19 protein-coding genes are annotated in these 24451 nt (G+C 74.2%); 6 read left to right on the forward strand and 13 right to left on the reverse strand.

Annotation, left to right across the window (positions count from 1 at the left end; all coding sequences use genetic code 11):
- Nucleotides 1-306 precede the first annotated feature (306 nt).
- Complete coding sequence (locus tag AB0L74_RS33785) at nt 307-1314, reverse strand: stage II sporulation protein M (protein ID WP_365661109.1); 1008 nt, start codon at nt 1312-1314, stop codon at nt 307-309.
- 126 nt (nt 1315-1440) lie between these two features.
- Between AB0L74_RS33785 and AB0L74_RS33790 the strand changes: the two genes are divergently transcribed.
- Complete coding sequence (locus AB0L74_RS33790) at nt 1441-2439, forward strand: RDD family protein (RefSeq protein WP_365661112.1); 999 nt, start codon at nt 1441-1443, stop codon at nt 2437-2439.
- A gap of 94 nt (nt 2440-2533) precedes the next feature.
- On the opposite strand, the gene AB0L74_RS33795 is transcribed toward AB0L74_RS33790, so the two are convergent.
- The 9 genes from AB0L74_RS33795 to AB0L74_RS33835 all read right to left on the reverse strand — a co-directional run bounded on the left by AB0L74_RS33795 (nt 2534) and on the right by AB0L74_RS33835 (nt 12798).
- Nucleotides 2534-3148, reverse strand: a complete 615-nt coding sequence (locus AB0L74_RS33795; RefSeq protein ID WP_365661115.1) for a hypothetical protein — start codon at nt 3146-3148, stop codon at nt 2534-2536.
- Between the two features lie 176 nt (nt 3149-3324).
- Entirely contained in the window at nt 3325-4782 is a 1458-nt protein-coding gene (gene ahcY, locus AB0L74_RS33800) for an adenosylhomocysteinase (RefSeq protein WP_365661118.1), read from the reverse strand.
- Between the two features lie 354 nt (nt 4783-5136).
- Nucleotides 5137-6117, reverse strand: a complete 981-nt coding sequence (locus AB0L74_RS33805) for a cation diffusion facilitator family transporter (RefSeq protein WP_365661121.1) — start codon at nt 6115-6117, stop codon at nt 5137-5139.
- A 139-nt stretch (nt 6118-6256) separates the two neighbouring features.
- The gene (gene manA, locus AB0L74_RS33810; protein WP_365661152.1) at nt 6257-7408 is read right to left on the reverse strand and encodes a mannose-6-phosphate isomerase, class I; all 1152 of its coding nucleotides are present in this window, start codon (nt 7406-7408) and stop codon (nt 6257-6259) included.
- Between the two features lie 148 nt (nt 7409-7556).
- Entirely contained in the window at nt 7557-8690 is a 1134-nt protein-coding gene (locus AB0L74_RS33815) for an SIS domain-containing protein (protein WP_365661124.1), read from the reverse strand.
- 190 nt (nt 8691-8880) lie between these two features.
- The gene (locus tag AB0L74_RS33820) at nt 8881-9051 is read right to left on the reverse strand and encodes a Trm112 family protein (RefSeq protein ID WP_020940431.1); all 171 of its coding nucleotides are present in this window, start codon (nt 9049-9051) and stop codon (nt 8881-8883) included.
- Nucleotides 9052-9178: 127 nt separating this feature from the next.
- Nucleotides 9179-10543, reverse strand: coding sequence for a phosphomannomutase/phosphoglucomutase (locus tag AB0L74_RS33825; RefSeq protein ID WP_365661127.1), 1365 nt, complete (start codon nt 10541-10543; stop codon nt 9179-9181).
- A 100-nt stretch (nt 10544-10643) separates the two neighbouring features.
- Nucleotides 10644-12260, reverse strand: a complete 1617-nt coding sequence (locus AB0L74_RS33830; protein WP_365661131.1) for an L-lactate permease — start codon at nt 12258-12260, stop codon at nt 10644-10646.
- Between the two features lie 112 nt (nt 12261-12372).
- Complete coding sequence (locus tag AB0L74_RS33835) at nt 12373-12798, reverse strand: DUF3499 domain-containing protein (RefSeq protein WP_078648257.1); 426 nt, start codon at nt 12796-12798, stop codon at nt 12373-12375.
- Nucleotides 12799-13088: 290 nt separating this feature from the next.
- Between AB0L74_RS33835 and AB0L74_RS33840 the strand changes: the two genes are divergently transcribed.
- Nucleotides 13089-13538: a metallopeptidase family protein gene (locus AB0L74_RS33840; protein ID WP_365661155.1), complete on the forward strand. Its 450-nt coding sequence runs from the start codon at nt 13089-13091 to the stop codon at nt 13536-13538.
- Nucleotides 13539-13707: 169 nt separating this feature from the next.
- Here the strand turns inward: AB0L74_RS33840 and AB0L74_RS33845 are convergent, their stop codons facing one another.
- The 3 genes from AB0L74_RS33845 to AB0L74_RS33855 form a co-directional block, all read right to left on the reverse strand.
- Nucleotides 13708-15180, reverse strand: coding sequence for a DUF5719 family protein (locus AB0L74_RS33845; RefSeq protein WP_365661134.1), 1473 nt, complete (start codon nt 15178-15180; stop codon nt 13708-13710).
- Nucleotides 15177-19010 (reverse strand): glycosyltransferase, encoded by a 3834-nt coding sequence (locus AB0L74_RS33850; protein WP_365661137.1) that lies wholly within the window; start codon nt 19008-19010, stop codon nt 15177-15179. Before AB0L74_RS33850 ends, AB0L74_RS33845 begins: the two co-directional genes overlap by 4 nt.
- 364 nt (nt 19011-19374) lie before the next feature.
- Nucleotides 19375-19638 (reverse strand): WhiB family transcriptional regulator, encoded by a 264-nt coding sequence (locus AB0L74_RS33855; RefSeq protein WP_003975777.1) that lies wholly within the window; start codon nt 19636-19638, stop codon nt 19375-19377.
- 745 nt (nt 19639-20383) lie between these two features.
- Between AB0L74_RS33855 and AB0L74_RS33860 the strand changes: the two genes are divergently transcribed.
- The 4 genes from AB0L74_RS33860 (at nt 20384) to AB0L74_RS33875 (ending at nt 24282) form a co-directional block, all read left to right on the forward strand.
- Nucleotides 20384-20899 (forward strand): cysteine dioxygenase family protein, encoded by a 516-nt coding sequence (locus tag AB0L74_RS33860; RefSeq protein WP_365661140.1) that lies wholly within the window; start codon nt 20384-20386, stop codon nt 20897-20899.
- A gap of 80 nt (nt 20900-20979) precedes the next feature.
- Nucleotides 20980-21939: a 2-phospho-L-lactate transferase gene (gene cofD / locus AB0L74_RS33865; RefSeq protein WP_365661143.1), complete on the forward strand. Its 960-nt coding sequence runs from the start codon at nt 20980-20982 to the stop codon at nt 21937-21939.
- On the forward strand, nt 21936-23246 hold the full coding sequence (locus tag AB0L74_RS33870) for a coenzyme F420-0:L-glutamate ligase (protein WP_365661146.1): 1311 nt from the start codon (nt 21936-21938) through the stop codon (nt 23244-23246). Before cofD ends, AB0L74_RS33870 begins: the two co-directional genes overlap by 4 nt.
- 58 nt (nt 23247-23304) lie before the next feature.
- Nucleotides 23305-24282: a DNA-3-methyladenine glycosylase 2 family protein gene (locus AB0L74_RS33875; protein ID WP_365661149.1), complete on the forward strand. Its 978-nt coding sequence runs from the start codon at nt 23305-23307 to the stop codon at nt 24280-24282.
- Nucleotides 24283-24451: the final 169 nt, after the last annotated feature.

Here is a 24451-nt window from a genome sequence, read left to right on the forward strand (position 1 = left end):
GACTCTATCAGATCTTTTCTCGATCCGATTTCCTCGGTGCTTTCCAGGTTCCCGCTCTCGCGTTTCCCTTTCCGGCGGTTCCGACTTTATCAGATTCTCGGAGCGGCACGATCAGCCGTTCCTTTTCCGATTCATCGGGGGCTTCTGTGAAAACATCGTTTCAAGAAGCGAGGTAGATACTTACCGTACCTGCGGAGCTGAGCCCCTGTCCAGGCAACTGTTTGAATCTACCTCCCCACGCCCTCCGTGTCAACGGCTCTTGTGGGGCGAAGAGGAGACTAGCAGCTCGACGGGGATGTCCGCACATCAGGCGGCGGTGGGCACCGCCGCGCTGCGCTCGGCCTCCTCGATGTCGCCGGTCTCTCCGGAGCGGGCGGCGCGACCGCCCACCCCGTAGACATAGGCGAGGAAGGCCAGCTCCGCCGTGATTCCGATGCCGATGCGTGCCCAGGTGGGCAGGCCGGAGGGGGTGACGAAGCCTTCGATGGCACCGGACACGAAGAGGACCAGGGCGAGGCCGATCGCCATGCCGATGGCTGCCCGGCCCTCCTCGGCGAGAGCCGCGCGCCGGGTGCGCGGACCCGGGTCGACGAGCGTCCAGCCGAGGCGCAGGCCGGTGCCGGCGGCCACGAAGACGGCGGTGAGCTCGAGCAGGCCGTGCGGCAGGACGAGCCCGAGGAAGGTGTCGAGGCGGCCGGCCGAGGACATCAGGCCGAACCCGACGCCGAGGTTGAGCATGTTCTGGAAGAGGATCCAGATCACCGGAAGCCCCAGGAAGACTCCGAGGATCAGGCAGAGCGCGGCGGCCCAGGCGTTGTTCGTCCAGACCTGGGCGGCGAACGAGGCCGCGGGGTGGCTCGAGTAGTACGTCTCGTACTGGCCGCCGGGGCGGGTCAGCTCGCGCAGTTCACTGGGCGCCGCTATGGAGGACTGCACCTCGGGGTGGGTGCCGATCCACCACCCCAGAAGGGCCGCCACCGCGGTCGACAGCAGTGCGGTGGGGACCCACCAGTGGCGTGCCCGGTAGACGGCGGCGGGGAATCCGTGGGCGAGGAAGCGGACGACGTCGCGCCATGAGGCGCGTCGGGTGCCTGTCACGGCGCCGCGCGCGCGTGCCACCAGTTGGCTGAGCCGCCCGGTCAGCTGAGGGTCCGGGGCACTGGACTGGATCAGGGAGAGATGGGTGGCGGCGCGCTGGTAGAGGGCGACGAGTTCGTCGGTCTCGGCTCCGCTGAGACGGCGCCGGCGGCGGAGCAGCGCGTCGAGGCGGTCCCATTCGGCTCGGTGGGCGGAGACGAAGACGTCGAGGTCCATCGGGGTGCCTGCTCCTGGCTGTCGTCGGCGGCTCGGCGTGGATCTGCTTGTCGTACTGCGGCGCGCTGCGCCCTCAGCTTGGCAGACTGGCGGTGTCGGGGGCAGGCCAGGGGAAGGGTGGCAGGCGTGAGTGAGCTGGTGACGGGCGAGGCGGTGGCACTGGAGCTGCGCCCCGCGAGGCTGCCCAGCAGGGCCCTGGCCGTGCTGCTCGATCTGGCGGTGGCCATGGCCGTGTACGTGGCGGTGACCGTCGCGCTGGTGGCTTCCACGGCCTCGCTGGACGCGGCGGCGCAGACGGCGGTGTCGATCGCGGCGTTCGTGCTGCTGCTGGTGGGCGGGCCGGTCGCGGTGGAGACGCTCAGTCATGGGCGGTCGCTCGGGAAGATGGCCTGCGGGCTGCGGGTGGTGCGGGACGACGGGGGGCCGATCCGGTTCCGGCACGCGCTGGTGCGGGGGTTGATCGGCGTGGTCGAGATCCTCATGACGTTCGGGGTGGTCGCCTGCATCGCCTCGCTGGCGTCGGCGCGGGGGCGGCGGATCGGTGACGTGTTCGCGGGGACCCTCGTGGTCCGGGAGCGGGTGCCGGTGTCCCCGGCGGCGTTCGTGCCTCCGCCTCCGCCGTGGCTGGCGGGACGGTTCTCGGGTCTGGATCTGTCGGCGGTTCCGGATGCCCTGTGGCTGGCCGTGCGCCAGTACCTGACGCGGATGCGGCAGTTGGATCCGCGGGTCGGGTGGGCCATGGCGGAGCGGCTCGCCGCCGATGTCGCGGCGCGTACGGGGGCTCCGGTGCCGCCGGGCGTTCCGCCGGCGGCCTATCTGGCCGCCGTGGTGCAGGAGCGGCAGGCCCGGGAGGCCCGGCGGGCTTCCGGGAGCGGTGCGGCGCCGAACAGTGTGGCGACGGGCGTAGCGGTGGCCTACCCGGTGCCGGGCTCCGCGGCGGCGGGTCCCGTGGTGCCGGACGCGACGGTGCCCGCACGGCCGGATGTCCGCGATGCCGGGTACGGCGCGGCGGCAGGAGCGGCCGGCGGGCGGGGCCAGACCACGGCGGGCGGAGGCGGGCCCGCGGTGCCGCCGGTGCCGCGCCCGGCCGAGCGGCCTGCCTCCGGTTTCGTACCGCCCGCGTAGTCGCCGGTCCGGGTGACCGCGCCGCGGCCCCCGGCGGGCCCGGCGGACCGGCCGAACCGGTCGGTGCGTCTCCGGGCCGTTGGCGGGCGCCGGATCACGGGAAGGCCGAGGGCGGTGACTCGAGGTCCTCCAGCTCGATGCCGGGAGCGGCGAGGACCACGTCGCCGGCGATGTGGACGCTGTGCTGTTCGCCGGTGTCCAGGGCTGTGACCTGGTACGCGTCCACGGTGAGGGGGCCGTTGTCAGTGGGGTGTGTTTCTCTGTCCACCAAGGCCCAGGACTGGTCCACGGTGCGCGGGGCGAGGACCGGATCGGTGAAGGCGACGAGGCGTACGCGGGTGGCCGCCGCGGAGGGGGTGAGGCGCAGGAGACGGGCGGTGGCGACGAGGAAGGCGGGGGATGTGCCGGTGAAGGCGTGGGCGCGCACATTGCCTTCCGTGGCCTGAGCCCCGGCGGGGTCGGTGCGGACCCAGGTGACGCCGTCGAGGGCGGCGCCGCGCACCTGCCAGTGGGCGGCGTGGAGTTCGAGGCGGATGGGCCGGCCGAGGTCGTCGAGGGTGAGATCGACGGAGCCGCGGAGGTCGCCCGAGGGGGTGGTCAGCCGGGAGACGTAGCGCCAGCCGGAGGGGCCGGGGGCGCACTGGAAGTGTTCTTCTGCCAGGGGGGTGTGATCGTGCGGATCGTGGAGCGAATAACGGCCGCGGGGCATGGGGGTCCTGGGTCGTACCGGGTCGGGTCGTGACGGGCCGGGCCGGATCGCTGGTCCGCCGAACGGGGCAGGCCCCCGGCACGGGGGTGCGGGGGCCTGCCTCGGAGGACCTGCCGTGGCGGGCGCGTCCGTCGCGGACGCGCCCGCCGTGGGCGGCGGCGCGGTCTCGGTAGCGGTCAGTAGCGGTAGTGGTCCGGCTTGTACGGGCCCTCGACCTTGACACCGATGTACTCGGCCTGCTCGGGACGGAGCGTGGTCAGCTTCACGCCGAGCGCGTCGAGGTGGAGGCGGGCGACCTTCTCGTCCAGGTGCTTGGGCAGCACGTAGACACCGGTCGGGTACGCGTCGGGCTTGGTGAACAGCTCGATCTGGGCCAGCGTCTGGTCCGCGAAGGAGTTGGACATCACGAACGAGGGGTGGCCGGTGGCATTGCCCAGGTTCAGCAGACGGCCCTCGGACAGCACGATGATCTTCTTGCCGTCGGGGAAGGTCCAGGTGTGGACCTGCGGCTTGATCTCGTCCTTGACGATGCCGGGGACCCTGGCCAGGCCGGCCATGTCGATCTCGTTGTCGAAGTGGCCGATGTTCCCGACGATCGCCTGGTGCTTCATCCTGGCCATGTCACCGGCCATGATGATGTCCTTGTTGCCGGTCGTGGTGATGAAGATGTCGGCCGTCTCCACGACCTCGTCCAGGGTCGTGACCTGGTAGCCGTCCATCGCCGCCTGGAGCGCGCAGATCGGGTCGATCTCGGTGACGATCACCCGGGCGCCCTGCCCGCGCAGGGACTCCGCGCAGCCCTTGCCCACGTCGCCGTAGCCGCACACGACGGCGGTCTTGCCGCCGATCAGGGTGTCGGTGGCCCGGTTGATGCCGTCGACCAGGGAGTGGCGGCAGCCGTACTTGTTGTCGAACTTCGACTTGGTCACGGCGTCGTTGACGTTGATCGCCGGGAAGAGGAGGGTGCCCTCGCGCTGCATCTCGTACAGGCGGTGGACGCCCGTCGTGGTCTCCTCCGTCACCCCGCGGATCTCGGAGGAGAGCTGGGTCCACTTCTGGGGGTTCTCGCCCAGGGTGCGGGTCAGCAGCTCCAGGATGACGCGGTGCTCGTCGGACTCGGCGGTGTCGGGCGAGGGGACCTTGCCGTCCTTCTCGTACTCGACGCCCTTGTGGACGAGGAGGGTGGCGTCACCGCCGTCGTCCAGGATCATGTTCGGGCCGCCGGTGGGGCTGTCCGGCCAGGTCAGGGCCTGCTCGGTGCACCACCAGTACTCCTGGAGCGTCTCGCCCTTCCAGGCGAAGACCGGGACGCCCTGGGGGTTGTCGGGGGTGCCGTTCGGGCCGACGGCGATGGCGGCCGCGGCGTGGTCCTGGGTGGAGAAGATGTTGCAGGACGCCCAGCGGACCCGGGCGCCGAGGGCGACCAGGGTCTCGATGAGCACGGCGGTCTGCACGGTCATGTGCAGCGAACCGGTGATGCGGGCGCCCTTGAGAGGCTGTGCCTCGGCGTACTCCTCGCGGATCGCCATCAGGCCCGGCATCTCGTGCTCGGCGAGAGTGATCTCCTTGCGGCCGAACTCGGCCAGGGAAAGGTCGGCGACCTTGAAGTCCTGCCGGTTGTCGACAGTCGTCATTACGGGCTGCTCCTCGGGTTGGGTCGAGGTGGGTACGGCTGACCTGCGCGGCGGCGGACACAGGGGTGCCCTAAGAGGACACAGGCATGCCCGCGTGCGCGCAGCGCAGTCCGTCGGAGGCCCTCTCTCCCTCGGCCGGCCCGTCCTGGGTCCGCCCGACCGCCATCAGCAGCGACGTCTGGCTCCATCCCAAGCTACACCGGTCCCCCCGGCCGCCCCCAGCCCGCCGCCGAACACTTCACGCCATCACCGTCCGTGACCGGCAGTCCGGGCGGGTCCGGCGCCCCCTCCGGAAAACCGCGCAGGGCCCGCCGGACGTGCCGGGCGGGCCCTGTGTGGAGGAGTACGCGGTGGTCAGTGGCCGGAGCCGTGCGGGGCGGGGCCGCCCGGGCTGGCCTCGCGGTCCGGACCCTTGGCCGCCTCGGTCTCGCTGTAGATGTCCGGCTCCAGGTAGATGACGCGGGCGATCGGGACGGCGTCGCGGATGCGGGCCTCGGCCGCGTCGATGGCCCCGGCGATCTCGCCGGCCGTGCCGTCGTGCCGTACGGCGATCTTGGCGGCGACGAGCAGTTCCTCGGGGCCGAGGTGGAGCGTGCGCATGTGGATGATGCCGGTGACCGTGTCGCCGTCGACGACCGCGGCCTCGATCTTGCCGACCTCCTCGGCGCCGGCGGACTCGCCCAGCAGGAGCGACTTGGTCTCGACGGCGAGGACCAGCGCGATCAGGATGAGCAGGACGCCGATGCAGAGGGTGCCGATGCCGTCCCAGACGCCGTTGCCGGTGAGCAGGGCGAGACCGACGCCGCCGAGGGCCAGGATGAGGCCGACGAGCGCGCCGAGGTCCTCCAGGAGGACGACCGGCAGCTCGGGCGCCTTGGCGTGGCGGACGAACTCCTTCCAGGACTTCCGGCCGCGCAGGACGTTGGACTCCTTGATGGCCGTCCGGAAGGAGAAGGACTCGGCGATGATCGCGAAGACCAGGACGCCCACCGGCCAGTACCAGTGCTCCAGTTCGTGCGGGTGCTTGATCTTCTCGTAGCCCTCGTAGAGGGCGAACATGCCACCGACCGAGAACAGGACGATGGAGACGAGGAAGGCGTAGATGTAGCGCTCGCGGCCGTAGCCGAAGGGGTGTTGCGGGGTGGCGGCGCGCTGCGCCCGCTTGCCGCCGAGCAGCAGCAGGGCCTGGTTGCCGGAGTCGGCGAGCGAGTGCACGGACTCGGCGAGCATGGACGACGAGTTGCTGAAGAGGAACGCCACGAATTTCGCTACCGCGATCGAGAGGTTGGCGAGCAGTGCCGCCACGATCGCCTTGGTGCCGCCTGACGCGCTCATGTGTCGCGTTGTCCCTTCGACTTCGTCTGCCGGTGTACGCCGGGGGGCTGGGCCGTCGTCCGGCTGTGCCCCGCCTTCGCGGTGGGCCATTGTTGCAGCCCGGCAGGCGCCGTCGTGCCGCCTGCCGGTGGTGTCCGCGTCAGACGCGGACGGTGGCCCGGAAGACCGTACCGGTACCCCATACTTCGGCCTTCTCGCCCGCGGGGACGAACACCGACGCGCCGGGCGTCAGCCGGTGCTCGCCCGCGCGTACGGCACCCGCCGCGCAGAGCAGGATCTGCGGGGCGGGGAGGGTGAGGTCGCGGGCGGCGGCGCCCTCGGGCAGGACGTACCGGGACAGGCGGAACTCGTCGGCCGGGGTCTCGTAGACCTCCTCGCCGCCGGAGGACGCCTCCGGCCGCAGTACCCCGGGGTCGCCGGCTTCGAACCGGACGACGCGCAGCAGTTCCGGGACGTCGACGTGCTTGGGGGTCAGGCCGCAGCGCAGGACGTTGTCGGAGTTGGCCATGATCTCGACGCCGAGGCCGTTGAGGTAGGCGTGCGGGATGCCGGCGCCGAGGTACAGGGCCTCGCCCGGTCGCAGCCGGACGTGGTTGAGGAGCATCGCGGCGAGCACGCCGGGGTCGCCCGGGTAGTGGTGGGCGATGCCGGCGTAGGGGGTGTAGGCGCCGCCGAGACGGGCGCAGGCGGCGGCCGCCTCGGCGACCGTACGGGCCATCTCCTCGGGGTCCGCGGTGAGCAGGGCGGTGAGCACCTCGCGCAGGGCGGCGTCCTCGGGGTGGGCGCGCAGGAGGTCGGCGTACGGCTTGAGGGAGGCGACGCCGAGGCCGTCGAGCAGGCCGGCGGCCTCGGCCGGGGGCCGGAAGCCGCACAGGCCGTCGAACTCGGTGAGGGCGCAGATCAGTTCCGGCTTGTGGCTGGCGTCCTTGTAGTTGCGGTGCGGCGCGTCGGCCGGGATGCCGCGGCGTTCCTCGTCCTCGTATCCCCGGCGGGCCTGGTCCAGGTCGGGGTGGACCTGGAGGGAGAGCGGGGCCCCGGCGGCGAGGATCTTGAGGAGGAAGGGCAGGCGCGGGCCGAACCTCTCGACCGTCCGGGGGCCCAGCTCGCGCCGCGGGTCGGCCTCGATGACCTCCAGCAGGGTGCCGCGCGCGGTGCGCGAGGGCGCGCCCGGGTGGGCGCCCATCCACATCTCGGCCTGCGGTTCGCCGGTCGGTTCGGTGCCGAGCAGCTCGGGGATGGCGGTCGGGGAACCCCAGGCGTAGGGGCGGACGGTGTTGTCGAGGCGGTCCATGCGCTGTCTTCGTCTCCGTACGTACGCGGTGCTGCGGGCGCCGGTCACCGGGCGGCGGCCGGGCGGCTCCCGCACGGGCCGGGCCGTCGCGCCGCGCGGGGCGGCGGTGCCGGGCGGGCGGCCGGGCGGGGCGCACGGCCGCACGGGGTCAGGATGCGGCCCGCGAGGCGAGCGCCAGGTAAACGGCGGCGAAATCCGTCATGGCGATCAGTTCCGCGAGGGTCTCCAGTTCGCCGCCCGCTTCCGGTTCCAGTTCGCTGATCGGCGTGTCGTGGTCGAGGGCCACGTCACGGGCGGCCGGGGCCGCGGTCAGGCTGCCGATCGGGCGGTCGCGCAGCAGCACCACGCGCGCGTGCAGGGCGGGCGGTTCCTCGACGCGGTCCCGGAAGAAGTCGTCGGGGTCGGCTCCGGCGGCGAGCGGGCCGGCGAGCAGGGCGCCGTGCGCGGCGAGCGCCTCGGGCAGCTCCGCCACGACCGCCGGTACGCCGGACAGCTCGGCCAGCGCGGCGGCGAAGCGCCGGCCCGCGGGCCCCGCCGAGGTGCCCTCGGTCCACACGATGGGGAGGGCGTCGGCGAGTTCGGCGGCCAGTGTCTTGGCGGGGTTGGCGTACGTCGCGATGGCGGGCCCGCAGCGTTCGGCGATCTGGTCGAGGCGGTCGGCGACCTTGTCCAGGGCGTCGGGCGGGGCGGTGAGCAGGCCGGTGCGGTCCAGGAGCGCGAGCAGCGGGGTGAGCAGGGCCCACAGGACGCCGGGGGCGGAGGCGGCCAGCGGCTCCTCGACGTCGTAGGGGGCGGTCGCCATCGGGAGGAACAGGCCGTGGGCCCCGTCCACCGCCTCGGCGAGGGGGGAGCGGGCGGGGGCCACGCCGACGACCGTGCAGCCGCGGCGGTAGGCCTGTTCGGCGAGCAGGGACAGGCCCGGCTCGGTGCCGTCGGGGGTGGCGATCAGCAGCAGGTCGACGGAGCCGGCCCAGCCGGGCAGTTCCCAGCGCAGGGCGCCGGCGGCGGAGGCGACTCCGGTGGGCGCCAGCCGGGTGACCGGGCTGCCGGCGCCGGCGAGCGTGCCGAGGAGGTCGGCGGTGTGGGTGGCGGCGGCTCCGGGGCCGGCGATGAGGACGGCGCGGGGGCGGCCGTCCGGCTTGAGGGTGTGGATGCCGGCCTCGGCGGCGTACCGGGCGGCGGTGCGCACCCGGGCACCGGCCTCGGCGGCACCGCGGAGCAGGCCGCGGCGGTCTGCCTCGGCGAGCCCCTCCGGGTTGTCGAGCAGCGCTTCGTCGAGCATGGCGGCAGTTCTCCGATCGCCGGGGTTCGGTGACGCGGGCGGCGGGGGTGTCCGCGGACGGTGTCGCGCGGGCGCGGGGCTCTCCGGGCGGTGCCGGGGGCGGCCTGGGCGAGACCACCGGAACCCGTGGCCCGTGTGACCTGTGGGTCGGTTTCCTGCCCTCCTGCCCGTCCCGCGCGCGGATACGCCGCTACGCCGGGCGGCGGGCCTCGTCGACGAGCAGGACGGGGATGCCGTCGCGTACGGGGTAGGCCAGGCCGCAGTCCTGGCCGGTGCAGATCAGCTCGGCGTCCTGCTCCTTGAGGGGCGCGTGGCAGGCCGGGCAGGCGAGGATCTCCAGGAGGCCGGCTTCGAGCGGCATGGGGTTTCCCTTCGGGGCGGGGGCTTGTGCGGATGTGCTGGTCAGCGTACCGCCGGTGGGGGCGGGGCGGGGGGTCGCCGAGCGGTCGCGGTGTTCTTCCGGGCCGCGACCGCGCGGCGGGGCGGTGTCAGCCCCGGATGAGGGCCAGGGCCTCGTCCCGCACCTTGGCCATGGTGGCCTCGTCGCGCGCCTCGGCGTTCAGGCGCAGCAGCGGTTCGGTGTTGGAGGGGCGGACGTTGAACCACCAGTCGGCGGCGGTGACGGTCAGGCCGTCCAGGTCGTCGAGGGTGACGTCGGCGCGGCCCTCGTAGGCCGCTCTGATGGCGGCGAGGCGGCCCGCCTGGTCGTCGACGGTGGAGTTGATCTCGCCGGAGCCGGCGTACCGGTCGTACTCGGCGACCAGGGCGGACAGGGGGCCGTCCTGGCCGCCGAGGGCCGCCAGGACGTGCAGCGCGGCGAGCATGCCCGTGTCGGCGTTCCAGAACTCGCGGAAGTAGTAGTGCGCGGAGTGCTCGCCGCCGAAGATCGCGCCGGTGCGGGCCATCTCGGCCTTGATGAAGGAGTGGCCCACGCGCGTGCGCACCGGTGTGCCGCCGTGCTCCCGCACGACCTCGGGCACGGACCAGGAGGTGATCAGGTTGTGGATGACCGTGCCCTTGCCGCCGTTGCGGGCGAGTTCGCGGCGGGCGACCAGGGCCGTGATGGCCGACGGGGAGACGGGGTCGCCGTTCTCGTCGACGACGAAGCAGCGGTCGGCGTCGCCGTCGAAGGCGAGGCCGAGGTCGGCGTCCTCCTCGCGGACCCGCTTCTGGAGGTCGACGAGGTTGGCCGGGTCGAGCGGGTTGGCCTCGTGGTGGGGGAAGGTGCCGTCCAGTTCGAAGTACATCGGGACGAGGTCCACGGGCAGGCCGGCGAAGACCGAGGGGACCGTGTGCCCGCCCATGCCGTTGCCCGCGTCGACGACGACCTTCAGGGGGCGGATGGCGGCGAGGTCGACGAGGGAGCGCAGGTGGGCGGCGTAGTCCGCGAGGGTCTCCCGCCGCGTGACCGTGCCGGGGGCGGCCACCGGAGCGGGGGCGCCGGACTCGCTCCACCGCTCGACGAGGGCGCGGATGCCGGCGAGCCCGGTGTCCTGCCCGACGGGGGCGGCCCCGGCGCGGCACATCTTGATGCCGTTGTACCGCGCGGGATTGTGGGACGCCGTGAACATCGCGCCCGGCAGGTCCAGCGCGCCCGAGGCGTAGTAGAGCTGGTCGGTGGAGCACAGGCCGATCTCGGTGACGTCGGCGCCGCGCGCCGCCGCGCCGCGCGCGAAGGCCCCCGCGAGGCCGGGTGAGGAGGGTCGCATGTCGTGCCCGGTGACGACGGCGCTCGCCCCCGTCACCTGGACGAAGGCGGCCCCGAACAGCTCGGCCAGCGCCTCGTCCCACTGGTCCGGGACCACCCCGCGTACGTCGTACGCCTTCACGATCTGTGACAGATCAGCAGCCACGGCCAACCCTCCTGAAATTCCTATCGGCGCCCTCAAACTACCCGCAACCACCGACAACGGGCCGCGCGGAGGCCGGCCGGCCGCCTTCCGGCGTCCTGGCTCAGGGCAGCATCCAGCCCAGTACCGGCGCGGACTGCCCGGCCACGATCAGGCACATCACCAGAAGCAGGCCCAGGCTCCAGGGCAGCACCTTGCGCAGCAGGTCGCCCTCGCGGCCCGCCAGGCCGACGGCCGCACAGGCGATGGTGAGGTTCTGCGGCGAGATCATCTTCCCGAGCACGCCGCCCGAGCTGTTGGCGGCGGCCAGCAGCTGCGGCGACAGCCCCGACTCCCGCGCGGCGGTCACCTGGAGGGCGCCGAAGAGGGCGTTGGCGGAGGTGTCCGACCCGGTGACGGCGACGCCGAACCATCCCAGCACCGGCGACAGGAAGGCGAGCCCGGCGCCGGCCGCGGCGACGAAGTGGCCGATGGTGGCGGCCTGCCCGGAGAGGTTCATGACGTAGGCGAGGGCCAGGACGGAGGTCACGGTCAGGATCGCGAACCGCAGTTCGCGGACGGTGGCGAGCCACTCCTTGACCGCCACGCGCGCGTGCACGCCGAGTACGGCCGCCGTGCCCAGCCCGGCGATCAGTACGAGCGTGCCGCCGGTGGAGACGATCGGCCAGCTGAAGACGTTCCCGCCGGCCGGCCGCCCGTCCGCGCCGGCCACGTCCAGGAAGGGCCAGTCGTACGTCTGTGTCGCCCCGGCCAGCCGGCCCTTGACCGCCGGGATCTGCGCGACGGAGAAGACCGCGACGATCAGGGCGTACGGCGCGTAGGCCCGCAGCACCTCCCGGCGCGGATCGTCCTGGTCGAGTTCCTCGCTGCGTACGCCGGTCAGCACGCGGGCGCGGACGGCCTCGGCGGCGGGCACGCGCGCGTGCGGTACGGCGACCAGGGCGCCCGCGCCGGCCAGGGCGGCGCCGATGTCGGCGAGTTGGGCGGAGACGTGGTTGGCGGCGACGAACTGGGCGACGGCGAAGGCGGCTCCGCACGCCACCGCGGGCACCCAGGTCTCGCGCAGCCCGCGCCGCCCGTCGACGAGCCCGACCAGGACGAGCGGCACGACGAGGGCGAGCAGCGGGGTCTGACGCCCCACCACGGAGGCGACGTCGTCCAGCGGCAGCCCGGTCACCTGGGCCAGCGTCACCACCGGGGTGCCCATCGCGCCGAAGGCGACCGGCGCGGTGTTGGCGACCAGGGCGACGACCGCCGCGCGCACCGGGTCGAAGCCCAGCGCGACGAGCATCACCGAGCAGATCGCCACGGGCGCGCCGAATCCGGCGAGGGCCTCCAGCAGGGCGCCGAAGCAGAAGGCGATCACCAGTGCCTGGATGCGCGGGTCGTCGGAGAGCCGCCCGAAGGAGCGGCGCAGGATGTCGAAGTGCCGGGTGCGGACGGTCATCCGGTACACCCACAGCGCGTTGACGACGATCCACAGGATGGGGAAAAGCCCGAAGGCGGCCCCTTGGGCGGCGCTGGAGAGCGTCTGGTCCAGGGGCATGCCGTAGGCGAGCCAGGCGACGAGGACGGCCGCCAGCAGCCCCGTCAGGCCCGCCAGGTGCGCCTTCATCCGGACACCGCCGAGCAGGACGAGGACGATCGCGAGGGGCAGGGCCGCCACGAGGGCGGACAGCCCCAGTGAGCCGGCGACGGGTTCCAGTTGCTGGACGTACACGGGCGCCTCCCCGGATTCCGCCGTGCGAAAACGATGTTCCGCCGCTTCCGGAATGGTCGTGTCCGCGCCAAGCCGACGTCAATGCCCGTGCGTCACTCGGCGCACAGGGGGCTCAGTTGTCCGGCGACCGCAGGACCCGCAGATGCCCTCGCCGCGCGACCTCCATCGGATCGGCCGCGCGCGCCCCGCCACCGGCCCCGGCGGCGCGCTCCTGCGGCCGGGCCGCCTCGCGCACCGCGTTGGCGAGCGCTTCCAGGTCGTCCCCGCTGGGCCGCGCCGGAGCGGATCCGTCGAGCAGCCGGACGACCTCCCAGCCACGGGGGGCGGTCAGGCGCTCGGAGTGCTCGGCGCACAGGTCGTAGCAGTGGGGTTCGGCGTAGGTGGCGAGCGGGCCGAGAACCGCCGTCGAATCGGCGTAGACGTACGTCAGCGTCGCGACGGCAGGACGGCCGCAAGCGGTGCGCGAACAGCGACGTACAGGGCTCACGACGTTGGACGGTACCGCACTCTTGAGCGGGCCGCGACGACTCTGGACCAGGTCACACCACCGTGTCGCGGTGTGAAACGCCCCACACTCCCCTTCCGACACACCGCGCTGACCTGCGCGAACACCGCTTTCCACGGCCGGGAGCCGACCGTGGGCCCGGTACGACCCGGCGCAAAAGGAACGATTCGCCGCGAGGCCCTCGGACTCCGAAACATGCGGAATCGCATGCAACCTTGGCTGGAATGGTCGTCCGGCGGCGTCCGGCGCGGGCCGCCGGGGGGTGGCCGGTACGCCGCGTGGACCGGGCGCGCGGCCCCGGCGAGGACTACCCTTCACCAGTGATGGACAACCCCGTGACGCCCCGTGCCGCCGGAACAGGACCCCGCCGCCGTGACCGCCACGGCCGGGGCATGCGCGGCCCGATCGCTCCACCCCAGGTCCCCCTCGCCATGAGCCGCGCGGAGGCGTTCGCGGATCTCGTGCAGGATTCCGTGGAGCGCCTCGAACGGCGGTGGCCGCAACTCGCCGACATCGACTTCCTCGTCCTCGACGTGCCTCACCTGGACGGACCCGGCCAGGTGTGGGACGACGAGGCGGTGCCCCTGGGCGGCACGATCTCCGCGCGGGACGGGCGGCGGGCGCGGGTGGTCGTCTACCGGCGGCCGGTCGAGATCCGCACCAAGGGCCGCGAGGAGCGGGCCGCGCTGGTGCACGAGGTCGTCGTCGAACAGGTCGCCGAACTGCTGGGGCTCACACCGGAGACGGTGGATCCGCGGTACGGCGAGGACTGAACCGGGGGGTGCGGGGGTGCCGCGGTGACCGCGGGCGTGGGGCGTGCGGCCCGGCGCCGGCGGATGCCGCCGAGGACCGCGCGGCGGGGCGCGCGGCAGCGGCCGGAGCGGCCCGGCGCCACGGTGACCGCCGGGCCGGACGCGCGGCCCGGCGCCTACGGGGTCCCCCCTACTTCTGGAGCACCGTCAGGTCCTCTTCCGTGACCGGGACCGCCACCATGCCCCGGTCGTCTCGCAGGGTCTGGATCGTGAAGCCGGTGGTGTCGCCCTCCGTCGCCGTCAGCAGCCGGGCCGCGTACACGGGACCGCCCGACAGGGACTCCACGGTCAGGGCGTACGTCCCCTTCAGACCGCCGGGGACCGGCGCCTCGACGTCCTGGGTCGTGCCCCCCTTGACGGTGACCGTCTTCGACACGGCCGTGCCGCCCTCGCTGCCCGCCGAGGCCGTGATCCTGACCTTGGCGCCGCCCTCGGGTGCCGACAGGGACAGCGTCGTGCCCTCGGCCCGGTTGTCCGCCGACGTCGCCCGCTCCCCCACCGGCCCGCCGGCCGGGATGAACGCCGTCTCCTGCTTGCCGTCCTTGCCGCGCACCACCCGCGCCGCGGCCACCACCGGCACCGACCGCCCCGTCGGCGTCAGCACCAGCGATCCGGCCTCGCCCCGCGTGACGTTCCCGAGCTCGACCGTGGTCGTGGCGCCCGCCTTCACGTGCACGGTCTCGTGCCCGGCCGGCGTGATCATCCCGGAGCGGGAGGCCAGCCGCAGCTTGAGGTCGGCGTCGGTGTCACCGGGTGTGAACAGCACCAGCCGCACCGCCGCGGCGTCCTTCGGGATGCCCGGCAGTACGAGCGTGCCCGCGGGGCTCGCGGACGGGGCGAGCCAGTCACCGCCGAGCCTGTCGTCCAGGGCCTGGACGGCCGCCCCGACCCGCCCGCTGCGGACGTTGACGTGCACGGTCAGGTCGTTCTGCCCCGTGTCGCCGAGCGTGGACAGCAGGATCGGCTCACTGGTGTGCGGCTGCACCGTGATGCCCTCTCCCACCGTCGACTTCAGGGCCCCGTCCTTGCCGTACAGCTCGACGTCCACGACGGCGGCCGAGTCGTCGGGGTTGGTCAGGTGCACGTAGTCCGTGCGGTCGGAGGCCGTGCTGGCGCCGGGGAACCAGAAGTCCGTGTCCGCCTCGGCGCAGGCGATCCCCTGGAGCCCCCGCCCGGTGCCGGCGGCGACCTCGGTGGTCTGCTGCACGGTCCAGCCGGGCGCGAACCTGCCCTCGGCGGTCCCGACGAGCGCCGGCACGTCGGCGCCGGAGCCGGCCCCGGTCACCGGCGTGCCGGGCGCCTTCGGCGCCACCTCGGGCACCTCGGCGCCCTTGCCGGGCTTGTCCGGTGCCGCCCTCAGCTCGGCCTTGCCGCCGCTGCCTGCCGCGCCCTTGGTGACGGGGGTGAACGACGTGTAGGCCGTCTCGGCGAGGTCGGACGTGCTCGGCGCCGGGCACACCAGGCTGGTGCGTTCCACGGGCAGCCGGGCGGCCGCCCCGGTGGCGTCGCCGCCGGAGGCGTCCGGCGCGCTGAGCGCGGCGAACCCGGTGACGGCGGCGAGCGCCGTCACACCGGCGATGAGGGACAGGGTGGTGCGGTTCACTGCTGACTCCCGTCGGGACGCTCACTGCCCGTGCCATGGGGATCGGGATCGGGGGACCGGTCCGGGTCGTACCCCTGGGGATACCCCTGGCCGTACGTCCCCGGCGAGGAGGAGCCGTCGTAGGCGTACGGGTCGTACTGGCCCGCCTGGTACGGGCCCGCCGGATAGGCGTCGGGCCGCTGCGAACCGGCGGGATACGACCCGGCCGGGTAGTCGGCCGGGCCGTACGGATCCGCCGGGTAGGCGTCGGCCCGCCCCTGGCCCGCGTGGTACGGCTGCCCGTACGCCTCGGTCCCGTACGGCGAGCCCTCCGGGTACCCGTACGTGCCGTACCCGTCCTCCGCGGGGCTCGGCGTGTCCCACTCCCCGTAGGAGGCCTGCCGCGGCACCGCCGCGGGCTGGGCCCCGGGCGGCGGGACGGGGAATCCCCCAGCGCCCAAAGCACCGCCTCCGGAATCCGCGTCGCCGGCTCCCGCGCCCGCGGCGGCCCCGGTTGCGTCCGTCGTCCCGGCCGCCTCCGCCGCCTCGGCCTGCGCGCGCAGCCGCCGGGCGCGGCGGCCGTCGCCGGTGGCGGCCGGCGCCGGGGCGACCGGCTCCTCGGGCAGGTCGTCGTCGACGTCGCGCCGGCGTCCGGGCAGGGCGAGCACGACGAGGACGACGGCGAGGACGCCCTGCGCCCACAGCCACGCGGTGTGGGTGAACGGGTCCTCGTAGGTGACGTCCAGCCTGCCGCCGGCGGCGGGGAGTTCGAAGCCCTGGGCCCAGCCGTCGACGGTGGTGCGGGCGAGCGGCTTGCCGTCCAGGGTCGCCGTCCAGCCCTCGGCGGCGGCGTCGGCCAGGCGCAGCACCCGTCCCTCGGGGCCGGCGGGGATCGTGGTGTGGATCTCGACGGGCCCGGCCGCGACGGGCTGCGGCGCGGCGGAGCGCGTGCCGGACTCGGTCCCGGAGCCCTCCGCACCGGGCACGATGGTGGCCCGGGCCACCTCCTGGTCCACCCGCCACAGGGCGTTGCCGTCCTGTTCGCTGAGCCGGCTCAGCCCGGGCGTGGCGTCGAGGACGCGCGCGACCTGGCGGGGCGCGCCCTCGTGGACGAGGACGTAGCGCACGGCGAAGCCGCCGAGCTGGTCGGCCTGGTCGGCGCCGGAGCCGGCGACGAGGTTGGCGACCACCTTGTCGAGCCCGCCGTTGTCGCCGTCGGCCGCGGCGAACTCGGCGTCGCCGAGGCGGACTCCGGAGCCGCGGACCAGCATGTAGCTCATGTGGGCCGCGGAGTCGCCGTCGAGGACGAGGGTGCGGGCCTGGTCGCGGGTGCCGCTCTCCTCGGCGACGAACGCGGGCACCTGCACGGGGTCGCGCCGCTCCAGCGGCCCGTCGGCGCCGCGCACCATCCAGCCGGCGGCGAGGAGCAGGGGGCCCGCGGCCGAGGCGAAGGCGATCAGCGCGGCGACGGGCTGGCGCCAGCCGAAGCTCTGCTCGGCCACGCGCGCGCGTGCCCCGTCGGCGCCTAGCGCCGCCGCGCCGAGCAGGGCGATGCCGTGGACGAGGGTCGCGGGGCCGGCCCAGGCGGAGCCGTTGGACAGCACCGCGAAGACGAAGCCCACGAGGGCGACGGCCCAGGCGGTCAGGATGCCCGTGCGGCGCTCGGAGCGCAGCAGGGCGGCGAGCGCGGCCAGCACGATGCCGATGAGCATCAGTCCGTGGGCGGTGCCGGGTCCGCCCGGGCTGGCTCCCAGCAGGTCCAGGGCGGAGGCGGCCGAGGGGCCGTAGTCGAGCCCGGCCTCCTGGAAGAAGCCGAACGGCAGCAGCGACAGCGACCAGGGGGCGAGAAGGAGCAGGGGCGTGCCGAGCTGGGCGAGGAAGCGCGGCCCGTACGCCGTGATGTCGCTCCGGCGCAGGACGAGCAGCGCGGCACCGAGGACGAACGCGATGGGCCAGACGATCGGCGTGAAGGCGGTGGTGAGGGTCAGCAGCAGCGCGTAGGCCCAGGTGGCCCGCCAGCTGCCGCGCGCGCCCGAGGGGTGCGCGAGTCCGCCGGCCGCGATGCCCGCGCGGGCGAGGAGCGGCAGCAGGACGGCCAGGACGGCGGTGCCGACGCGGCCGCCGGCGAGCGCGCCGGTGACGGCGGGCAGGAAGGCGTAGGCGATGGCCGCCCACGCGCGCAGCAGCCGGGAGGTGACGAGCGGGCGGGAGGCGAAGTACGCGGTCACGCCGGCCAGCGGGACGGAGCCGACGAGCAGGACGGTGACGGCGAGCCCGGTCGAGCCCAGCAGCAGGGACGCGAGGGTGGCGATGATCGCGAGATAGGGCGGCGCGGAGGAGGTGCCGCCGAGGCTCACGGCGTGCCAGGAGTCGGCGTACCGGGACCACAGCTCGCCGGCGCCGGCCGGGGCGGGCAGGAGGGCGCCGCCCGCGAGGGCGCCGCCGCTCAGCAGGGCGCGGCAGGCGACGAGGGAGAAGAGCAGCAGCACCAGGAAGAGCACCGGGCCGGGCTTGCGGGCGACGCGCTTGAGGCGGGCGAACTGCTCGACCTCCAGGAAGTCGGCGTCGTCGCCGCCGGGTCCGGATTCGATGGCGCCGCCGTGCCGTCCGGCGCCCGCGGCCGACTCGGGGTCGGAGCGGCCGGCGAGGTTGCCCGCGACCTGTTCGACGGTGGCGCGGATGGTGGCGCCGGGCGGCGGGAACAGCGCCCGCAGCTCGGCCTTGTCGATCTGCGGACGGCCCCGCAGGCGCCGCGCGGCGACGATCCGCTCCGGCCGCAGCACCACGCTCAGCAGGCCGCGGATCTCGTCGACGGCCTGTCCGGGGACCTTGCCCACAAGGTAGGCGAGGGTGCGCAGCAGCGTGCCGAGGACCAGGCGCAGCAGCACCCAGGGCAGGGCGGCCGTACGGGTGTTGGCGAGCAGCGTGTAGACGGCGCCGGCCTTGTCGACCTTGTGCGGGGAGGCGGTGGTGCGCCCGGCGCAGTCGACGGTGCGGCGCTCTCGGGAGGCCGCCTCGGCGTGCCGTACGACGGCCTCGGGCGCGACCAGCACCCGCAGGCCGGCCGCGTGGACCCGCCAGCACAGGTCGACGTCGTCGCGCATGAGGGGCAGTTGCCGGTCGAACCCGCCGAGCCGCTCGAAGACGTCACGCCGGATCAGCATGCCGGCGGTGGACACCGACAGCACGGACCGGATGTGGTCGTGCTGGCCCTGGTCCTGCTCACGGCGGTCCAGGCCGGTCCAGCGGCGGCCGGAGTCGGCGATGGAGACGCCGACCTCCAGCAGTTGCCGGCGGTCGTACCAGCCGCGGAGTTTGGGGCCGACGACGGCGACGTCGTCGCGGCCGAGCTCGTACTCGTTCTCCACGACGCGCAGCAGCTGGGCGAGCGCGTCGGGTTCGGGGGCGCAGTCGTCGTGCAGCAGCCACAGCCACTGGACCGGCTCTCCGTGGGGGAGGTCGGGCAGGTCGTAGGCGTCGTCGTGCCAGGTGCGCGTGGCGGGGTCCCAGCCGCTGGGCCGCTTCAGGTAGGGCAGCTCGTCCGGGGTGAGGACCGGAACGGTGCGGACCGCCTCCTCGACGGCCTGGCCGAAGCCGGTGCGCCGGGCCAGGTGGAGGACGCGGTCGTCGCCGAGGGCTTCGGCGACCAGGTGCGCGGAGGCGTCCGCGCTGCCGGTGTCGGCCGCGACGGCGTACTGGACGGGGCGCTCCTGGCCGAGCAGCGCGGCGAGCGCGTCGGGCAGCCAGCGGGCGCCGTCGTGGGAGACGAGGACCGCGGTCACCACATGACGCGGAAACTCAGGGAGGGCAGCGGTGTCTTGGCGAGCTGCCGTGTGGCTGTGCACGGACATCGAGGTACGGGCCCCGGTTCGGTGGACTGCGGTGGACGCCCGCTCCTCCTGGGGATGGCGGGGCGTCTCGGACGAGCGACCACACTATCGGCTGGCCATGACGACGGCCCGCCGCCTGTGGACAGCCCCGGGCGACGGGCCGTTCGTACCGTATGACCGTATGTGCGTGCGGATATGTCCGTTCGTCAGACCGCACAGCTCCCGCGACGCCTCCGCGGACGGGCGCCCCTCGGACACCCCGCCCGGACAGCGGCCCCAGCGCCAGCCGGCGCCTTCCGGCGGCGGCACCCGGACCAGCGATGTCCAGACCGGCGGCGCCCGGACCGGCGACCTTTCAGGCAGCGGCCTCTCAGACAGCGGTCTCTCAGACAGCGGCCTTCTTCAGCCGGCGGCGCTCCCGCTCGGACAGGCCGCCCCAGATGCCGAAGCGCTCGTCGTTGGCGAGGGCGTACTCGAGGCACTCGGAGCGGACCTCACAGGCGAGGCAGACCTTCTTGGCCTCGCGGGTCGAGCCGCCCTTCTCGGGAAAGAAGGACTCGGGGTCGGTCTGGGCGCACAGTGCGCGCTCCTGCCAGCCGAGTTCCTCGTCCGCGTCGTCGACCAGCAGTTGCTGCACCAGCTCGGTCATGTGCGCCCCTCGTCTGTCTTTCGCGTCCCCGTGATGTGGCCGTTACCGATCCCGGCTGAACGACACGAGTGAAATTACAAGTGTGCTGCTCCGGGCGAGTCAAGCCGAGATCTGCTATTGAGCCCCTTATTCACTCTGCGGAACCAAGGCCGTGCGGAAAGTGTTCAAATCGCCATAAACCTGTACACACGGACGAGCTCCCGCAGAGGGCTGCGACCCCGCACGGACCCGTACGGGGAAGGACGCCCTGCGGTTCGATCTCGTTCCGGCACACGCTCCGAAGCGAACCGGATCACATTCCGATCACGGGATCGCAACGGGGCTTGTGCGCCCGGCTTGGACGCCATGTGTCCCGGAAGTCCCCGGCACAAACCTTTCACCTGCCAGATGAACCGGATGAGGTGAAACACATCCCACCCAGCGGGTCCGAGTTGACAGTGAAGGTGTGAGCCGCTGTCCTTGGGGGCATGCTCGCGAACTCGGTGCTCACCACGACCCGCCCCGCCGGGTCCCACGGTGCTGCCCGCGCTCGCTGTAGCTGTTGCCGTCCCAGCTGTTGAGCCAAGCCCGCTCCGGCTGCCCGCCGAGTCCACGAGCCTCGGCCGGTCCCTCGCCCCCGCCCGACCAGGGCATGCCCGTCACCCCGTGACCGGGCGGACGATCCGCGACCCGGCACCCCGGCTCCCCTCCAGCCCCGTCCCAGCCTTCCCCCCAGACCTCTCCCGCCGAGGAACCACCGCACCCCATGAACAGCGACAGCGACCTCCAGATCGCCGGCGACATCCTCGAAGTCCCGCACCTGCTCCAGCCCCCGCGCGAGCACCCGTCCACCGTCGCCGAGTTCGCCGGCCTGGCCCGTTCCCTCGCCGCCGACCGGTCCCAGTGGGAGCCCCTCGTCCGGTACGACGCCACGACGCGCTGGTACCACCGGCTGCGCACCGGCCCCGGTTACGAGGTCTGGCTGCTGTCCTGGGTGCCCGGCCAGGGCAGCGGCCCGCACGACCACGGCCCCTCCTCCGGCGTGCTGACCGTGCTCGACGGCACCCTGACCGAGCACACGCGCAGCGGCACGCGCGCGTTGCGGCCGGGAGCGCAGCGCGTGTTCGCGCCGGGATACGTGCACGAGGTGGTCAACGACGCCCTGGAGCCGGCGGTCAGCCTGCACGTCTACCACCCGGGCCTGACGGAGATGACGATGTACTCCGCCCGGTGCGCGTCCCGGGCCGTCCACGACGCGTCCGCCGCCGCGACGACCGCCTGATCCGCCCCCGGGCCCGCCCGCCGGGCCCTCCCGGCGACCGCCCTTCCACCTCCGCGCCCGGCGGCTGACACACTGTCCGAATGCGCATTGTGGTTCTGGCAGGCGGCATCGGCGGTGCCCGGTTCCTGCGCGGCCTGAAGCGGGCCGCGCCGGACGCGGAGATCACGGTCATCGGCAACACCGGGGACGACATCCACCTCTTCGGGCTGAAGGTCTGCCCGGACCTCGACACGGTGATGTACACGCTCGGTGGCGGCATCAACGAGGAGCAGGGCTGGGGAAGGGCCGACGAAACCTTCCACCTCAAGCAGGAGCTCGCCGCGTACGGCGTCGGGCCGGAGTGGTTCGGCCTGGGCGACCGGGACTTCGCCACGCACATCGTGCGGACGCAGATGATGGGGGCCGGCTATCCGCTCAGCGCGGTCACCGAGGCCCTGTGCGACCGCTGGCAGCCCGGGGTGCGGCTCATCCCCATGACCGACGACCGCGTCGAGACCCATGTCGCCGTCGAGATCGACGGCGAACGCAAGGCGATCCACTTCCAGGAGTACTGGGTCCGGCTGCGGGCCTCCGTTCCCGCCGAGGCGGTCGTACCGGTCGGCGCGGAGCAGGCGAAGCCGGCGCCCGGCGTCCTGGAGGCGATCGCCGAGGCGGACGTGATCCTCTTCCCGCCGTCGAACCCGGTCGTCTCCGTCGGCACGATCCTCGCCGTGCCCGGCATCAGGGAGGCGATCGCCGACGCCGGGGTGCCGGTGGTGGGCCTGTCCCCGATCGTCGGGGACGCGCCGGTGCGCGGCATGGCCGACAAGGTGCTCGCGGCGGTCGGCGTGGAGTCCACGGCGGCGGCGGTCGCCGAGCACTACGGTTCGGGCCTCCTCGACGGCTGGCTCGTCGACACGGTCGACGCGGCGGCGGTCGAGCGGGTGGAGGCGGCCGGGATCCGCTGCAAGGCCGTACCGCTGATGATGACGGACCTGGACGCCGCCGCCCGGATGGCGCGGGAGGCACTGGCGCTGGCCGAGGAGGTGCGTGCCGCGTGACCGGCGCACCCGCCGACGGCTACCGGGTCTGGGCCGTCCCCGGCATCCCCGAGGTGCGCGAGGGCGACGACCTGGCGAAGCTGATCGCGTCCGCCGAGCCGGGGCTGGCCGACGGGGACGTGCTGCTCGTCACCTCGAAGATCGTCTCCAAGGCGGAGGGGCGGCTGGTCCGGGCGGCCGACCGGGAGTCGGCGATCGACCGGGAGACCGTGCGGGTCGTGGCCCGGCGCGGGCCGCTGCGCATCGTCGAGAACCGCCAGGGCCTGGTCATGGCCGCCGCGGGGGTGGATGCCTCCAACACCCCCGCCGGCACGGTCCTGCTGCTGCCCGAGGACCCCGACGCGTCCGCCCGGACGATCCGCGACGGCCTGCGGGACGCCCTCGGCGTCACGGTCGGCGTGGTGATCACCGACACCTTCGGCCGGCCCTGGCGCGCGGGCCTGACGGACGTGGCGATCGGCGCGGCCGGGGTCCGCGTCCTGGACGACCTGCGCGGCGGCACGGACGCCCACGGCAATCCGCTCAGCGCCACCGTCGTCGCCACGGCGGACGAGCTCGCCGCCGCCGGGGACCTGGTGAAGGGCAAGGCCGCCGGACTGCCGGTGGCCGTGGTGCGCGGACTGCCCCACGTCCTGGCCGGGGGCGACGGGCCCGGAGCGCGGGCCATGGTGCGCGGCGCCCGCGACGACATGTTCCGCCTGGGCACGTCGGAGGCCGTACGGCTGGCGGTGACCCAGCGGCGTACCGTGCGGTCCTTCACCGACGAGCCGGTCGACCCGGGTGCCGTGCGCCGGGCGGTCGCCGCGGCCGTGACGGCACCGGCCCCGCACCACACCACGCCCTGGCGCTTCGTCCTCCTGGAATCCGCCGAGGCCCGGACCCGTCTGCTCGACGCCATGCGCGACGCCTGGATCGCGGACCTGCGGCGGGACGGCAAGAGCGAGGAGTCCATCGCCAAGCGGATCCGCCGCGGGGACGTCCTGCGCGACGCGCCCTGCCTCGTGGTGCCCTGCCTCGTCATGGACGGCTCCCACACCTACGGGGACGCGCGGCGCGACGGGGCCGAGCGGGAGATGTTCGTGGTCGCGGCCGGGGCCGGGGTGCAGAACTTCCTGGTCGCGCTGGCCGGGGAACGGCTCGGGTCGGCGTGGGTGTCGTCGACGATGTTCTGCCGGGACGTCGTACGGGAGGTCCTGGACCTGCCGCCGGACTGGGATCCCATGGGCGCCGTCGCCGTCGGCCACCCGGCCGGGGAGCCGAGGCCGCGCCCGGAGCGGGAGGCGGACGCCTTCATCGAGGTGCGCTGAACCCGGCGGCGAGCGCCTACCCTCGTAGAGCACCACTCGTTTCCCAGGGACTCCACTCGTGGCCGGACGCTTCGCCCCCAGACCCGTACGCGGCACCCATGCCGCCGTGCCCCGCCAGTCCGGGGCACCGGCGAGGACCCGTACCTGGACCCCGGACGGCCCGCTCGACCTCGCCCTGGTCCTCGGCCCGCTCCGCCGGGGCCCCGGCGACCCCACCTTCCGGGCCCTGCCGGACGGGTCGGTCTGGCGGGCCAGCCGGACGCCCGACGGGCCGGGGACACTGCGGGTCACCGCGCACGGCGCGCGGGTGCGGGGCGAAGCGTGGGGCCCCGGGGCGGACTGGCTCCTGCACCACCTGCCGCGGCTGCTCGGCGCGGACGACGACCCGTCCGCGTTCGCGCCGCGCCACCGGCTGCTGGCGCTGGCCCGGCACCGGCGGCCGGGGCTGCGGCTCGGGCGGACCGGGCTGGTACTGGAGTCGCTGATCCCGTCGGTGCTGGAGCAGAAGGTCACGACGGACGAGGCGTACCGGGCGTGGCGGCTGCTCGTCCGCGGATACGGGGAGCCCGCGCCGGGCCCGGCCCCGGACCGGATGTACGTGATGCCCGCGCCTCGGACGTGGGCGCTCATCCCCTCCTGGGAGTGGCACCGGGCGGGCGTCGACGACAAGCGGGCGTCCACGATCCTGCGCGCCGTCCGGGTCGCCGCGCGGCTGGAGGAGGCCGCGGGGATGGAGCCCGCGGCGGCGCAGGCGCGGCTGGAGGTCGTGCCGGGGATCGGGCCGTGGACCTCGGCGGAGACCGTGCAGCGCAGTCATGGGGCGCCGGACGCGGTGACGGTCGGGGACGTGCACCTGCCGGGGATCGTGGGGTGGGCGCTGGCCGGGGACCGGCACGCGGACGACGCGGTGATGCTGCGGCTGCTGGAGCCGTACGCCGGGCAGCGGCACCGGGCGGCCCGGCTGATCCTGCTGAGCGGGAGGGTGCCGCCGCGGAGGGCTCCGCGGATGCCGGTGGGGGATATCGGGCGGTGGTGACGTCTCGCCGGCGGTGACCGCGCGGGTGGGTGGCGCGGCCCGGCGTTGCCGTGACCGCCGGGACGGGACGCGCGGCCCGCGCCCGGGGAGCTGCCCGGCGTTGCCGTGACCGCCGGAGCGGGACGCGCGGCCCGGCGCTGCCAGGGCGCCGCCCGCGCCGCCCTGGGGC

The sequence above is a fragment of the Streptomyces sp. NPDC052020 genome (assembly GCF_040680575.1).
Classification (GTDB): Bacteria; Actinomycetota; Actinomycetes; order Streptomycetales; family Streptomycetaceae; genus Streptomyces.